The sequence below is a fragment of the Hufsiella ginkgonis genome, assembly GCF_009834915.1.
Lineage (GTDB): Bacteria > Bacteroidota > Bacteroidia > Sphingobacteriales > Sphingobacteriaceae > Hufsiella > Hufsiella ginkgonis.
On record NZ_WVHS01000001.1, the window covers coordinates 943327 to 958333 of the forward strand.

The following is a 15007-nucleotide window of genomic DNA, read 5'->3' on the forward strand; positions in this document are numbered from 1 at the left end:
TAGGTTGGTGGCTTAGTTGTTGATGATTAGTGATTTTATTTAACAAAATTCCATGTTAGGTTTCTTAAGCAAGATATTCGGTAGCAAATCGGAACGCGATATCAAACATATTCTGCCCCTGGTAGAAAAAACGAAGGAAGTATACGCCAGGCTTTCCGCTCTTTCTAACGATGAGCTGCGTGATAAAACGCTCGACTTTAAGGCCCGCATCGCGACCGCGCTTGCAGATATCGACCAGGAGATAGCCGGTCTGAAGGCTAAGGCCGAATCTGATGAGCTGGATATCCATGAAAAAACCGGCATCTTCGAAGAGGTGGACAGGCTGGGAAAAGACCGCGACAAACAATTGGAAGTGGTGCTTATGGAGATCCTCCCCGAGGCCTTTGCCGTGGTAAAGGAAACTGCCCGCCGCTTCACCGAAAATAAAACCATCGAAGTTACCGCCTCCCCTTTCGACCGGGAGCTCGCGGCGAAAAAGGCCAACGTGGTGATCTCCGGCGATAAAGCCATCCACCACAATACCTGGAAAGCAGCCGGCGTAGACGTTACCTGGAACATGGTGCACTACGATGTACAGCTGATCGGCGGGGTAGTGCTTCACGAAGGCAAGATCTCTGAAATGGCGACCGGTGAAGGTAAAACGCTCGTGGGTACCTTGCCCGCTTACTTAAACGCGCTGGCCGGACAAGGCGTACACATCGTTACCGTGAACGACTACCTGGCACGCCGCGACTCTGAATGGAACGGTCCCCTGTTCGAGTTCCACGGACTGAGCGTAGATTGCATCGATAAGCACGAGCCAAACTCCGAGGCACGCCGCAATGCCTACCTCGCAGACATCACTTTTGGCACGAATAACGAATTTGGCTTCGACTACCTGCGTGACAATATGACACTCAGCCCGGAAAGCCTCGTACAACGGAAGCTCCATTTTGCCATGGTAGATGAGGTGGACTCGGTGCTGATCGACGATGCACGTACCCCGCTCATCATCTCCGGACCTATCCCGCGCGGCGACGAGCACGAATTTTACGACCTTAAACCGCGTATCGAACGTTTAGTAAATGCACAGAAAAACTATGTGCAGGGCTCGCTTAATAATGCGAAAAAACTGATCACTGATCAAAAGCCAGGCGTAGACGACGGCGGCCTCGCCCTCCTCCGCGCTTACCGCGGCCTGCCGAAAGCGAAAACGCTCATCAAGTTCCTGAGCGAAACCGGCATGCGCCAGCTGCTCCTTAAAACAGAGAACCACTACATGCAGGACCAGAGCAAAGAAATGCCGAAAGTAGATTCGGAGCTTTTCTTTGTGATCGACGAAAAAAACAACCAGGTAGAGCTTACCGAAAAAGGGATCGAGCTGATCACCTCTTCGGGCGAAGATCCGCATTTCTTCGTGATGCCCGATGTGGGCACCGAAATCGCGGAACTGGAAAAATCAGGCTTGTCTACCGAAGAAAAAGTGGCAAAAAAAGATGCCCTGATGCGCGATTTCTCGATAAAATCTGAACGTATTCACTCGGTAAACCAATTGCTGAAAGCATATACCTTATTCGAAAAAGATGTGGAATACATCATCGATGAGGGCAAAATCAAGATCGTAGATGAGCAAACAGGTCGTATTATGGACGGTCGTCGTTATTCTGATGGTTTACATCAGGCGATCGAGGCCAAGGAAAATGTGAAAGTAGAAGACGCTACCCAGACTTACGCCACCATTACGCTGCAGAACTATTTCCGTATGTACCACAAACTTTGCGGTATGACGGGTACGGCAGTAACCGAAGCCGGCGAGCTCTGGCAGATCTATAAACTGGACGTGGTAGAGATTCCTACCAACGTAAAAACCCAGCGTAAAGACCAGGAAGACATGGTGTACCGCACCGTGCGCGAAAAATATAATGCGGTAGCCGATGAGATCACCAAATTGACCCAGGCAGGAAGACCGGTATTGGTAGGTACTACCTCCGTAGAGATCTCCGAGTTATTGAGCCGCATGCTTAAGCTTCGCGGCATTAAACACAACGTACTGAATGCCAAGCTTCACCAGAAGGAAGCGGATATTGTGGCCGAGGCCGGACAGGCCGGAACCGTAACCATTGCCACCAACATGGCCGGTCGTGGTACCGATATTAAGCTGGGCCCGAACGTAAAAGAAGCCGGTGGTTTGGCCATCGTAGGTACCGAGCGCCACGAATCGCGCCGCGTTGACCGCCAGCTGCGCGGTCGTGCCGGGCGACAGGGCGACCCGGGATCTTCCCAGTTCTTCGTATCGCTGGAAGATAACCTGATGCGTTTATTCGGATCTGAAAGGATCGCGAACATCATGGTGCGTATGGGCATCGAAGAAGGTGAAGTGATCCAGCATTCGATGATCACCAAATCGATCGAGCGCGCGCAGAAAAAAGTAGAAGAAAACAACTTCGGTATCCGCAAGCGCCTGCTGGAATATGATGACGTGATGAACTCGCAACGGTCCGTGATCTATTCGCGGCGTAAAAACGCGCTGTTTGGCGATCGCCTGGCCGTTGATATCAACAACACTATTTTCGACGTTACCGAAGACATCGTAACCGAATACAAAGAGCAGTCGAATTACGAAGGCTTTGTGCTCGAGATGATCCGGATCTTCTCGGTAGACCCTGAGATCAGGGAAGACGAATTTGCAGGTACTCAGCTGTCAAAGCTGATCGACCGTACATTCGGGTCGGTAACTGAATTCTACGCGAGAAAATCCGACGGCATTGCCAAGCAAACCTTCCCGGTACTGCAAGGCGTGATGCGCGAGCGTGGTGATTACGTAGAAAACATCATCGTGCCATTTACTGATGGGATCCGCGGCATACAGGCTAATACCGACCTGAAAAAGGCGGTAGAAACACAAGGCCGCGAAGTGTTTAAAACCTTTGAGAAAACCGTAGTGCTGGCCCTGATCGATGAGGCCTGGAAAGAACATCTCCGCGAGATGGACGAGTTAAAGCAATCCGTTCAAAACGCGGTTTACGAGCAAAAAGATCCGCTGATCGTATACAAGATCGAAGCTTTTGAATTATTCAAACAGCTGCTTGCTACCGTAAATAAAGATGTGGTAAGTTTCCTCTTTAAGGGAGGGATCCCGGCACAGCAGGCAGAAGACGTAAGAGAAGCACGTCCGCAGCCGCGCCAGGACCTCAGCAAACTGAAGGTCTCGAAGCCCCAATTGGCTGAACCGTCTGCTCCCGGCCTTCCGCCGATGGAAGATACCCGCGAGCTTCAGAAAACGCAGCCGATCCGGGTAGAAAATAAAGTGGGCAGAAATGACCTTTGTCCGTGCGGAAGCGGCAAAAAATATAAAAACTGTCATGGAGCAGGCGCGGAATAATCGTACAAACACCTGATTTGTAATTATCCTGCAACAAAAGTTTTAACTTATAGGATATTACCTATATTAGCACGGTTTAGATGAGTGAAGGGGCGTCTGTTTCCAACCACATCCAGTATGGGGAAAAAAGTTTTTATTGCAGATGACGATCCGGCGATAGTGGACGTAGTGACCATTATACTTGAAGATGCCGGCTATGAAGTGAGTAGCACCGTACATGGCGAAGACCTGATGGTGCTCAACCATGCCAGTTTGCCTGATCTTTTCCTGCTCGATATCTGGATGTATGGTAAAGACGGGCGCGATATCTGCAGTCACCTGAAAAATAACGAACGCACCAAACACATTCCGGTGATCATCGTTTCCGCCGTACGTGATGTAGACCGCATTGCCCGCGAATACCATGCAGATGGTTTCCTGGCTAAGCCATTCGAAATGGATGAGCTGCTTGCACTGATCAGGCACCACCTCCCTGATTAATTTAACTCCCGGATTTCTGTCCTGCAATCTGCGCAAATCGGTAACTTGCGCTTTTTAACCCCTGCCATTTATGTGGAAAGAGAAGATCCAGCACCTTGCTAAAGAAATTGAACCTGAAGTGGTCCGCCTGCGCCGCCACCTGCATTCGCATCCCGAGCTTTCTTTCAACGAATACGAAACTTCGGCCTTTGTGAAAGCGAAGCTGACGGAGCTTGGCGTTCCGTTCCAGCCCATGGCTGATACAGGCGTAGTGGGTCTTATTACCGGCGAACAGCCGTCGGACAGTATCGTCGCCCTGCGTGCCGATATGGATGCGCTGCCCATCCTGGAAGCCAACGAGGTTCCTTACCGCTCGCAAAACACGGGCGTGATGCATGCCTGCGGGCATGACGTACATACCTCCTCGCTGCTCGGCGTGGCTACCATACTTTCCGCGATGAAGGACCAATTTGGCGGCACCGTTAAACTGATCTTCCAGCCGGCCGAAGAAAAACTACCGGGAGGCGCCAGCCTGATGATCAAAGAAGGCGTACTGGAGAATCCCAAACCCGGTGCGGTGATCGGGCAGCACGTAATGCCGCTGATCGATGCGGGCAAAGTAGGTTTCAGGGAGGGAAAATACATGGCTTCAACCGACGAGATCTATGTAACCGTACGCGGCAAGGGCGGGCATGGTGCCCAGCCCCAGCAAAATATCGACCCTGTGCTGATCACCGCGCACATGATCGTAGCGCTGCAGCAGATCGTTAGCCGCGCCGCAGACCCTAAAATGCCTACCGTGTTGTCTTTTGGAAAAGTGCAGGCCAACGGGGCAACCAACGTGATCCCTAACGAGGTTTACCTGGAAGGAACTTTTCGCACGATGGACGAAGAATGGCGCGCCGAAGCACACCGCCGAATGAAAAAAATGGCCGAAGGCATTGCTGAAAGTATGGGCGGAAGCTGTGAATTCAACATCGTGCGGGGCTACCCGTTCCTGGTGAACGAAGAGAAATTAACCGCGGAAGTACGCAGCTACGCCACAGAATACCTCGGCGACGAAAACGTCCTGGACCTCGACATCTGGATGGCGGCCGAAGATTTTGCTTATTATTCGCAGGCGGCAGACTCCTGCTTTTACCGGCTTGGCACACGCAACGAGGCCAGGGGAATCACCTCATCGGTACATACTCCCACTTTCGATATAGAAGAAAAGGCGCTGGAAACGAGTATTGGCCTGATGTCGTACATTGCTATCAGGCGATTAGGTAACGCATGAAAAAGCTTGCCTTCGTTTTCCTGCTACTGGGCCCCTATGCCGTATTCGCGCAAAACACGCGGTACAACCCCGATACGGTAAAAACCATCGTGATGGATCCGCTCGCCATCACCGTTTCGCGCTTAACCGCCGAACGGTTCATCCGGGAGATCCTCTCAGACACCAGTTTTTACGACGCTTTCCGCAACATGAAAAAATACCAGTTCACCGCGGAGAACTCGCTCTTCACCTACGATAAAAAGAACCGGGTGGAAGGACGTCTTTATCGTAAGATATTACATCACACCCGGGGAAGTAAAGTACAGTATCTCGCCAAAAGCGACAGCGGTAAACTCTTTAAAAAGAATGGCAAATATGACCTGTATACACTGGAAATGTTCGATTACATTTTCATGAATGCCTACCAGTCCGATTACTCCGCCACCAGTTCGCCGGTTAAGAAGGGCGACAATAACTCAGGTTATAAAGCAAAATTAAAAACATTGCTGTTCTCCCCGGGACGGCCCGTTAAAGGGATCCCGCTGATAAGCGGTAAGACGGAGATCTTTACCCCTAACATGCGCCAATATTACGATTACCGGTACTACAGCGGCACTTATCTCGACTCTATCCCCGTTTACCGGTTCAAAGTAACACAAAAAGAGGACCTTTCCGGGTGGACAAAAAGCGGGATCATGATCAAGGAGCTAACCACCATATTCGATAAACGGAACATGCAGATACTGGGACGATACGTAGACATGAAGTACAGCAACATGCTTTTCGACTTCGATATTAAAATGAACATTGAGCTGGGTTATTTCGATGGCGGCGATGTGTTGCTTCCTACGAAAATATCCTACCAGGGTAATTGGGACGTACCCATGAAAAAAGAAGAACGGGCCAGCTTTTTAATTATGCAGAAAGGCTATAGGAGAGAATAGAAAATAGGGAATAGACAAATCTGTTCTCCATTTTCTATTCTCAATTCTCTATATAACCAACTAGTTTTGTACCATGATCCCTAAGGAAACCAAAGAACGCATCATCGAAACCGCCCGGATTGAGGAAGTGGTGGCTGACTTTGTGAACCTTAAGCGGCGGGGCACGAGCCTGATCGGTTTATGCCCGTTCCATAACGAGAAAACCCCCTCTTTTAACGTTTCGGTGGCTAAGGGGATCTATAAGTGCTTCGGCTGCGGCAAAGGCGGTGATTCCGTTCAATTTGTAATGGATCACGAAAAATATTCGTATCCCGAAGCCCTTAAATACCTGGCCAACAAGTACAACATTACCATCGAGGAGGAAGAGCTCAGCCCGGAACAGCTTATCGCCGACGATCGCCGCGAACGCCTCTACACCCTCTCGGCACGTGCCGGGAAGTTCTTCCAGGAAACGATGTGGGAAACGGAAGAAGGCAAAAGCATCGGTCTCAGCTATTTTAAGGAACGCGGTTTCCGCGACGACATTATCCGCAAATTCGAGCTCGGCTATTCGCCCGACGACTGGGACGCCCTGAGCGGCAAAGTGATTGCGGAAGGCTTTAAAGAAGACGTGCTCGAAGCAACCGGGCTTGCCATCCGTAACGACAAAGGTAAACTCTACGACCGCTTTCGCGGGAGGGTGATGTTCCCGATCCATAATTTCACCGGTCGGCTGATCGGCTTTGGCGGCAGAACGCTGAAAACGGAGAAAAGTGTTCCCAAATATGTCAACTCTCCCGAAAGCGACATCTATCATAAGTCGAACGTACTGTACGGCCTGTTCTTTGCACGCAAGGCGATCCGCGACGAGGACAATTGCTTCCTGGTGGAAGGATACGCCGACGTTCTGTCTGTACACCAGGCAGGCGTAGAAAACGTAGTGGCTTCTTCGGGAACATCCTTAACGACCGAGCAGATCAGGCTGATAGGCCGCTTTACCAGGAACATTACCATCCTGTATGATGGCGACGCCGCGGGGATCAAAGCGTCACTCCGCGGGTTAGACATGATCCTGGAAGAAGGGCTGAACGTAAAAGTGGTATTGTTTGCAGACGGGCACGATCCCGATTCGTACGTAAAGCAGTATGGCGGACCGGCGCTTAAGACTTATATCGAGCGCAACCTCCAGGATTTTATCCTCTTCAAAACAACCATGCTGCTCAAATATGCCGGTAACGACCCCATTAAACGTGCCGGTGTGATCAGGGATATCGTAGAAAGTATCGCGAAAATACCGGACGGGATCAAGGCCTCTGTTTTCGTTAGGGAGTGCAGCTCTCTGATGCAGATCGAAGAGCGGGTACTTATTTCGGAGCTCAACAAGATCCGCCTGGCCAAAAGCAAAAAAACAGATCAGTCATCCGCCCGGAAAAACCCCGATTTCTCCGATTACCCCGGGCAGCTGCACCCGCCGGATGAACCCTTACCACCCTTCGCCCCCGCGGAAGAAAAAAAAGACACAGATGAGTTCCAGGAAAAAGAGATCATACGCCTGCTGCTCAACTACGGCCACGAGCTGGTGCATTGGGATGGCATTACCGATACCTACATTGCGCCTTACGTAATCGCCAACCTTGGCGATGTGGTATTCGAGCACCCGGAAAGTATTAAAGTGATCGAAGAGTACCGGCAGCGGCTGGAAAAGGGAGAGCTGCCCAACGAGCAGGATTTTATCAGGCACGAGGATAGAAATATTTCTGAGCTTGCCATCGCGCTGGTTTCTTCGCCCTACACCTTAAGCGAAAACTGGTATGCCAAACGCAAGATTTACGTACGTAACGAGAAAGAAAATCTCCGTGCAACCATTCTTGGCGGTATCTTCCACCTTAAAAAACGAAAGGTCGACCGCATGCTGAATATCATACGGGCAGAAATCCAGCAGGAAACTGACGCCGATAACCAGGCTATCCTCATGCAGCGCTACCTGCGGGTTAAAGAGGTAGAAAAGGGCATTTCGAACTTCCTGGGTTCGGTCATTATAAAATAACTAAATAAAAATTTAACTAAAAGTTATTTTTTAGTACCTTCCCCGATCAAAAGGAAGCGGATGGCAGCACATAACGACTTAGGAAGAAAAGGCGAGGAAATCGCGAAAGACTATCTCGGCTCGAAGGGGTACAAGGTAATTTGCCGGAACTGGCGCCGCAGCCAGGCGGAAGTCGACCTCATCGCCGAATTCGGTCAGCGCTTTATATTTATCGAAGTAAAAACACGCACCGGGACATTCTTTGGCGAACCGGAAACGTTCGTAGGCGCCGCAAAGCAACGAAATATGCAGTTCGCAGCCGAAAAATTCATCGAAATAAGAGATCACCAGGGGGAGATTCGGTTCGACATCATTTCTATTTTGTTCGGGAGCTACGGAAGTTATAACTTGCGGCATATTGAAGATGCGTTCTGGCCTGGATTCTAGCGGACAGCAGTGAGCTATCAGCTATGCCCGGCACCCCTTATTTGAAATTAACAGGTTAATTAATACAAACATGCTGAAAGCTGATGGCTATAGCCGACAGCTGGTAGCTGACGATCATGAAAAAGACACTACTTCTCTTACTGTCCGCCGCACTTCTCGCGTCATGCGATCCTCATAAAAGCGGGGATGAAGCCACTATCCTGTTCCCGGAGGCCGGAGCAAGAGTGCATACGGGAGAGGAGCTGCTGATTGACGTGGACTTTAAAGACCTGAAACCCGATTCCGTTGTTTACCTGCTGGATAACGCCGTAATCGCGCGCAAAACAGACACTACTGCCGTCAGGGTGCCCACGGCCGGCCTTCCGATGGGTTATCGCTTAATCACCGCAAAGGTGTATTCCGGGGCGGCACCGTTAGAGCTTACTTCGAATATCGTGCTGCTTGCCGCGAAGGCGCCCGCCTTTATCAATTTCCAGGTGGTGAAAACTTTCCCGCATGATACCTCTTCGTATGTAGAAGGACTGGAATATCACGACGGCCGGTTATATGAAAGTGACGGAGGCAAGGATTCAACCTTCCATGGCGGCTCGAGCCTGCGCCTGGTAGATTTAACAACCGGGAAGGTGCTAAAAAAGATACAGCTTAACACCATGTTCATGGAAGGTATTACGGTAATAGGCGATAAGATCGTGCAGCTTACTTACCAGGAAAAGCTGATGTTTATATACGATAAGAACAGTTTCAAGAAACTCTCGGAGCTTCCTTACACGCTGAGCAACGAAGGCTGGGGATTAACTTCCGACGGAAAACACATCCTGGCCAGTGACGGCTCCTCCACCGTCCGCTTCCTTAATAAAAACACTTACCAGCAGGAAGGATCGATTGATGTTTACGATGAAAACGGCGCGGTTAACTCCGTAAATGAGCTGGAGTATATTGACGGGATGCTCTATGCCAATCTCTATAACCCAAGCGGCCAGGTCCTGGTGATCGATCCCGCCACGGGCGAAGTAAAAAACAAGATCGACCTCAGCACCTTGTGGCCGCAGGCTCACCGCGGCGACCTTGACTACGTAGCGAATGGCATAGCCTGGGACCAGGCCGGAAAACGACTGTTTGTAACCGGCAAACTCTGGGATAAACTATACGAGATAAAGCTGCTGAAGTAGCGTTTCAATAGGTCTTCTCCGCAACAACCAGACACGCTACGCCTTCCAGCTTTTATAGAGGTTAATGAGCGCATTGGTAGAATTATCGTGCGAGTGCACCGGCCCATCTGCCTTTAGTTCCGGTAAAATTTTATTGGCGAGCTGTTTACCGAGCTCAACTCCCCATTGATCAAAGCTAAAAATGTTCCAGATGATTCCCTGGACGAAGATCTTATGCTCGTAAAACGCGATCAATGTACCGAGCGTTCTTGGCGTGATCTTTTTTACCAGGATCGAATTGGTGGGGCGGTTGCCTTCGAACACCTTAAACGGCGCCAGGGAAGCGATCTCTTCTGCCGACTTGCCGGCTTTTACCAATTCATCCACTACCTCACTTCTTGTTTTACCGTTCATCAGCGCTTCCGCCTGGGCGAAAAAGTTCGACATCAATAATTCGTGGTGCTGCCCGATCGGGTTATGTGACTGCGCCGGTGCGATAAAGTCGGCCGGGATCAGTTTGGTCCCCTGGTGAATAAGCTGGTAGAACGCGTGTTGACCGTTAGTGCCAGGTTCGCCCCAGATCACCGGGCCTGTTTGATACGTTACATGATCGCCGTTACGGTCGACCGACTTCCCGTTACTCTCCATATCTCCCTGCTGGAAATAGGCGGCAAAACGGTGCATATACTGGTCGTAAGGCAGGATCACATGGCTTTCTGCCGCGAAGAAATTATTGTACCATATGCCCAGTAAAGCCAGGATAACCGGCGCATTCTTTTCAAAACTTGTTTCCTGGAAATGTTTATCGGCAGCATGTGCGCCGCCGAGCAGCGCCTTAAAGTTATCGAACCCGATAGCGAGACAGATCGACAGGCCGATGGCGCTCCACAACGAGTACCGGCCGCCTACCCAGTCCCAGAACCCGAACATATTGGCCGCATCGATGCCAAACTCGGTCACCGCTTTTTCATTGGTGGAAAGCGCCGCAAAATGGAGGGCGATATCTTTTTGCCCGGCGCCATGCCCCAGGAACCAGTTGCGGGCAGTATGTGCATTCGCCATTGTTTCCTGCGTGGTAAAGGTTTTGGAAGCTACCAGGAACAGCGTAGTTTCCGGGTCAGTTTTCTTTAGCGTTTCCGCGATATGTGAGCCATCTACGTTAGAAACAAAATGCAGTTTCAGGCGGGTGCCGTAAGATTTCAGGGCTTCGGTAACCATTACCGGGCCGAGGTCGGATCCTCCGATACCGATATTTACCACATCGGTGATCTGTTTCCCGGTATGTCCTTTCCATTCGCCGGAGATTACAGAATTAGAGAACTGTTCCATCTGCGCCAGTACCCGGTTCACCTCGGGCATCACATCCTGGCCGTCTACCATCACCGGCGTATTACTTTGATTTCTCAGGGCGGTATGCAGCACCTGCCGCCCCTCTGTTTCATTGATCTTTTCGCCGGAAAACATGGCGGTGATCGCCTCTTTTAACCCACATTCGTTGGCAAGCCCGACAAGCAGCGTACGGGTTGTTTCGTTGATGCGGTTCTTTGAATAGTCAAGCAGGATCTCTTCAAAATGGATCGAAAACTTATTGAACCGGTCCGGATCTTCACTAAACAGGTCGTGAATATGGCTTTCGGCGATATCGGCAAAATGCTCGGAAAGCGAAAGATAAGCGTCGGTTTCGGTGAAGTTGATACGGGGAAGCATAGCGATTCTATTTGGTCACGAAGATAATGTTCTTCACGATTAGAAAGCCCATCAACAAAAAAAGTGTGCCGCTTATGCCACACACTTTTTTAAATGTTCACGATAGCCGGTTACCTCACTTGTAAATATATTTAGTATCACGGTAACCACCTGCGGTATTGCTGTACCAGTCGGCATAGGCCGAGCCGCCCGATTTAATCCAGTCGTTAAAATGCAGGTACGCCTTCGAGATGCTGGTACCTTCTGTTACATAATCATATGCTTCGGCGAAGCTCAGCGCCCAGGGCTGGTTCTGCCTGCCCAGGTAGGTTTTGCCGGTAAGCGGGTTATAGTCATCGTCGCCCGAGTTAAACAGCTTATTATCCGCTACCGAGGTAGGCGGCGTACCTGGCAAATGCACCTCTATTCCTCTTTTTACATTACTGATAATAAACGGGTTGAACGGAGCCTCGCCCAAAGCCGACTGCGTAATAGGCGATACGAAAGTTACCACCACAACTGCGGTTGTACCGGATACCTTACCTTTGTCAGGATTGGTATTGATCAGCGTAGTGCCCGCCAGCGGTTTAATCAGGTTCTTATAATTGTCGAAAGGAATGATTACCGCGTTCGCCTGTTCCGCCTCGCAGCCGTTGCCCAGGTGCCTGGTGTACCCGGAGGTGACGCTCTGCCCGCTAACCCTGGCAACCTGCGCCGGTGCAAACGGGAACTGTACCCCAAAACCGTCGTCATAGGCCGCACCGGCCGCCACCACGCTGTACTCGCCGGTAAGCTCGATAACGTCATTTTTGGCATTGCTCACAAAGGTGTACCGATAGTTCACCACCACGTCATTAAGGTCATAATCGCCGTTGTTTGGCCAAAGGTCTTCGAACGCCAGGGTCGCCCAGCTGTCTTTTGAAGGGAAATACGTGATAAAAGCTTTAGCTATATCCGAAGGAAATTCGTCGAAAATGTCTGCTACGCCGTCGTTATCAAAATCAGCGTTCGAGGGCTCATCTACCGTGGCCACGTTATCCGGCCCAATGGCCGATGCCGGGTTTGCCGAGCAATAGAACACTACGTCGTTAAAGTCCTGGTCTGCTTCCGGGTTGCTGCGCTTCGATCCGGCAAAGCCGAACATCCAACGATTATCGCCTTTGTCGTTTAATAACACAGAATGTCTTTTAAGCAATTCGTCTGTTTCTGGGTTCAGGGCGTCGCTCGAATAATATTTCTGTACCGCAGGATTTACTTTTTTGCCATCCCAACCATTTTCAAAAAGTACGAAGCCGATGGAAACACCCGCATCAAAGCTGCCAAGCTTTACTCTATCGCCCGAGATCATCTCGCCACCCGATCCTTTGCCCGAAGCATTGGGGAACACGTAAAATACTTCTTTAATATCGTCGGCGGTTTTAGGCGCACTCCCGGTGGGATAAGTGTAAAACCCGATCGTGTTCAGGTTCTCAGAACCTTCGGATACGAAGGTCACCCAGATATCCGATTTCTCCCTGATCGTCAGGGTGTTCACCGTCGTTTTCTTCAGGTCGTCGGGGTGACGAACGGCTACGTCTTTATCTTCCGGCAACGAGATATTTGAGTTCAGCAGGAACTCCCCGCTGATCGCCTCCAGCGTGGCATCGCGGTTGCTCTCAGGCCTTCCGTTCTCGCTGTAGGTGCTCAGGTAAGTGTATTTGGCTTCAGCGATGGTGGCAGGACCGGCTGCGCTCAATATTTTATTTCCCTGCGCTTTAAGTACCACGTTTCCGCTCATCCCGGTGGGCCCGCCAATGACGCAGGAAACCACGCTATTATTAAGATACACCTTTACGTTTTGGCTTAATCCCACATAAGCCGGGTCAACCACCAGCGTATCCATATAAGCAGGCAAATTAAACGATCCCTTTACGAAACCATTGCCATCGCTGATCCCCTTAAACAAAGGCTTCGCATGTTTCTTGTCTTTCACACCGTACAATTTCACCGGAACGCCTTTAATCCCGATTCCGGTGTTTGTTAGCAGGCGGATATTGAGCTCCGCTTTTTTGGAAGTTGCATAAGTAAATCCATCGGGTGCTTTGGCAAGGATACCGTTATTTTTGGCATCCGGCGTTTCCGATTTCCGGCAAGAGGCCGCGGCAAATAAGCAAGTAATAATTACCAGGGAGTAAAAAAATGATCTCATTCTTAATATAAATTAAACGCGGATATCAGTATCTGATCATCACATGATACTAAAGTCGTTCCAAACAGTAAAAATGATCTTTTAATTCAATTCAGCAAGGTTTAATTAGCTATTAGTACTAACACGGGCCCGCTTTGCGGGAAAATCGGGGAGAAATGACACAGGGGAATTATGGGGCGGGGAAAAAACTTGGCAGGAAGCATGAAGTGTAGGATAATCAGGCAACGGGTTAGGATTAATTGATCATAATTGAGTAACGGCGCATTTCCTTAAAGATTGAGTTTGCCTGCTAATTAACGGAATGAAGAACTGCGGTGGGCTCGCGAATAGCTGAATAAACTGGATACACAAATCGCTGTGCGTAAATATTAGCGTCGCTGGAAACGGCCAAAAGCCATTGTCTTTATTAACTTTGCGCCATGACTAAAGAACAATTAGCAGATTTAAGGGACAGATCGGCGGCCCTGAGGAGGCATCTTTGACATCGAAACCAAACTCGATGAGCTGCACCAGGAAGAAGAGCTTACATTAACTCCTACCTTTTGGGACCATCCTAAAAACGCCGAAAAGGTATTACACTCCATTAAAAGCAAAAAGGTTTGGACGGAAGGGATCAAGCAGGTAGACGCTGCGGTGGAAGATACTGCCGTGATGTTCGAATTCTACCAATCCGGCGATGCCACAGAACAGGAGCTAAAAGAACAATACGAAGCGGCCCGCACGATACTCGGCGAACTGGAGTTTAAAAACATGCTTAGTTCTGAAGAGGATCAGCTAAATGCGGTATTGCAGATCACCGCGGGCGCGGGCGGAACGGAAAGCTGCGACTGGGCGGCCATGCTGATGCGCATGTACATTATGTGGGGCGAGAAAAACGGCTGTAAAGTAACCGAGCAGGATCTGCAGGAAGGCGACGTCGCCGGCGTAAAGTCAGTTACCCTCCAGTTTGAGGGCGAATTCGCCTACGGGTACCTGAAAGGCGAAAACGGTGTACACCGGCTGGTGCGGATCTCGCCTTTTGATGCCAATGCCAAGCGACACACGTCATTTGCGTCCGTTTACGTATACCCGCTGGTTGACGATACGATCGAGATCGAGGTGAACCCGGCTGATATCGAATTCGAAACCTTCCGCTCAGGCGGCGCCGGCGGTCAGAACGTGAATAAAGTAGAAACGGCTGTGAGGCTTTATCACAAACCTTCGGGCATTATTATTAAGAACCAGGAATCGCGGTCGCAGCTGCAGAATAAGGAGAATGCCATCCGCCTGCTTAAGTCACAGCTTTACGAAGCCGAGCTGCGCAAGCGCATGGAAACCAGCGCCGCAATCGAGGGCAATAAAAAGAAGATCGAATGGGGATCGCAGATACGCAATTACGTGCTTCACCCGTACAAGCTGGTAAAGGACCTGCGTACAAACCACGAAACGTCAAACGCACAAGCGGTACTTGACGGTGATCTGAACGAGTTCCTGAAAGCGTACCTTATGGAATTTTAACGTTTAACGCAGTA

10 protein-coding genes are annotated in these 15007 nt (G+C 50.2%); 8 read left to right on the forward strand and 2 right to left on the reverse strand.

The genetic code is table 11. The annotated features are described in order from the left end of the window. The first annotated feature begins 52 nt into the window (after positions 1-52). From secA to GS398_RS04075, 7 genes are all read left to right on the forward strand, one after another. Positions 53-3361: a preprotein translocase subunit SecA gene (gene secA, locus GS398_RS04045; RefSeq protein WP_160905431.1), complete on the forward strand. Its 3309-nt coding sequence runs from the start codon at positions 53-55 to the stop codon at positions 3359-3361. A 117-nt stretch (positions 3362-3478) separates the two neighbouring features. Further along, positions 3479-3841: a response regulator gene (locus GS398_RS04050; protein ID WP_160905432.1), complete on the forward strand. Its 363-nt coding sequence runs from the start codon at positions 3479-3481 to the stop codon at positions 3839-3841. 70 nt (positions 3842-3911) lie between these two features. Continuing rightward, complete coding sequence (locus tag GS398_RS04055) at positions 3912-5099, forward strand: M20 metallopeptidase family protein (protein ID WP_160905433.1); 1188 nt, start codon at positions 3912-3914, stop codon at positions 5097-5099. Then, a complete protein-coding gene (locus GS398_RS04060; RefSeq protein WP_160905434.1) occupies positions 5096-6022 on the forward strand; it encodes a hypothetical protein in 927 nt (308 codons plus the stop codon). Before GS398_RS04055 ends, GS398_RS04060 begins: the two co-directional genes overlap by 4 nt. A 73-nt stretch (positions 6023-6095) precedes the next feature. Next, positions 6096-8048: a DNA primase gene (dnaG, locus tag GS398_RS04065; protein WP_160905435.1), complete on the forward strand. Its 1953-nt coding sequence runs from the start codon at positions 6096-6098 to the stop codon at positions 8046-8048. 60 nt (positions 8049-8108) lie between these two features. Then, positions 8109-8474, forward strand: a complete 366-nt coding sequence (locus tag GS398_RS04070) for a YraN family protein (RefSeq protein ID WP_160905436.1) — start codon at positions 8109-8111, stop codon at positions 8472-8474. Between the two features lie 116 nt (positions 8475-8590). After that, a complete protein-coding gene (locus GS398_RS04075) occupies positions 8591-9643 on the forward strand; it encodes a glutaminyl-peptide cyclotransferase (RefSeq protein ID WP_160905437.1) in 1053 nt (350 codons plus the stop codon). Positions 9644-9679: 36 nt separating this feature from the next. Here the strand turns inward: GS398_RS04075 and pgi are convergent, their stop codons facing one another. Further along, complete coding sequence (gene pgi / locus GS398_RS04080; RefSeq protein WP_160905438.1) at positions 9680-11329, reverse strand: glucose-6-phosphate isomerase; 1650 nt, start codon at positions 11327-11329, stop codon at positions 9680-9682. A gap of 115 nt (positions 11330-11444) precedes the next feature. Beyond that, on the reverse strand, positions 11445-13496 hold the full coding sequence (locus GS398_RS04085; RefSeq protein WP_160905439.1) for an LruC domain-containing protein: 2052 nt from the start codon (positions 13494-13496) through the stop codon (positions 11445-11447). Positions 13497-13915: 419 nt separating this feature from the next. Between GS398_RS04085 and prfB the strand changes: the two genes are divergently transcribed. Next, positions 13916-14993 (forward strand): peptide chain release factor 2 gene (gene prfB / locus GS398_RS04090; RefSeq protein ID WP_202405946.1). Its coding sequence is split into 2 segments (ribosomal slippage): positions 13916-13975 and positions 13977-14993, totalling 1077 coding nucleotides; the frame shifts between segments, so codons are not numbered across the junction. The last annotated feature ends 14 nt before the right edge of the window (positions 14994-15007 follow it).

Excerpts from the sequence above, each read along its gene's own strand:
- secA (WP_160905431.1), top strand. The coding sequence starts at position 53 with ATGTTAGGTTTCTTAAGCAAGATATTCGGTAGCAAATCGGAACGCGAT.
- GS398_RS04050 (WP_160905432.1), top strand. The coding sequence starts at position 3,479 with ATGGGGAAAAAAGTTTTTATTGCAGATGACGATCCGGCGATAGTGGAC.
- GS398_RS04055 (WP_160905433.1), top strand. The coding sequence starts at position 3,912 with ATGTGGAAAGAGAAGATCCAGCACCTTGCTAAAGAAATTGAACCTGAA.
- GS398_RS04060 (WP_160905434.1), top strand. The coding sequence starts at position 5,096 with ATGAAAAAGCTTGCCTTCGTTTTCCTGCTACTGGGCCCCTATGCCGTA.
- dnaG (WP_160905435.1), top strand. The coding sequence starts at position 6,096 with ATGATCCCTAAGGAAACCAAAGAACGCATCATCGAAACCGCCCGGATT.
- GS398_RS04070 (WP_160905436.1), top strand. The coding sequence starts at position 8,109 with ATGGCAGCACATAACGACTTAGGAAGAAAAGGCGAGGAAATCGCGAAA.
- GS398_RS04075 (WP_160905437.1), top strand. The coding sequence starts at position 8,591 with ATGAAAAAGACACTACTTCTCTTACTGTCCGCCGCACTTCTCGCGTCA.
- pgi (WP_160905438.1), bottom strand. The coding sequence starts at position 11,329 with ATGCTTCCCCGTATCAACTTCACCGAAACCGACGCTTATCTTTCGCTT.
- GS398_RS04085 (WP_160905439.1), bottom strand. The coding sequence starts at position 13,496 with ATGAGATCATTTTTTTACTCCCTGGTAATTATTACTTGCTTATTTGCC.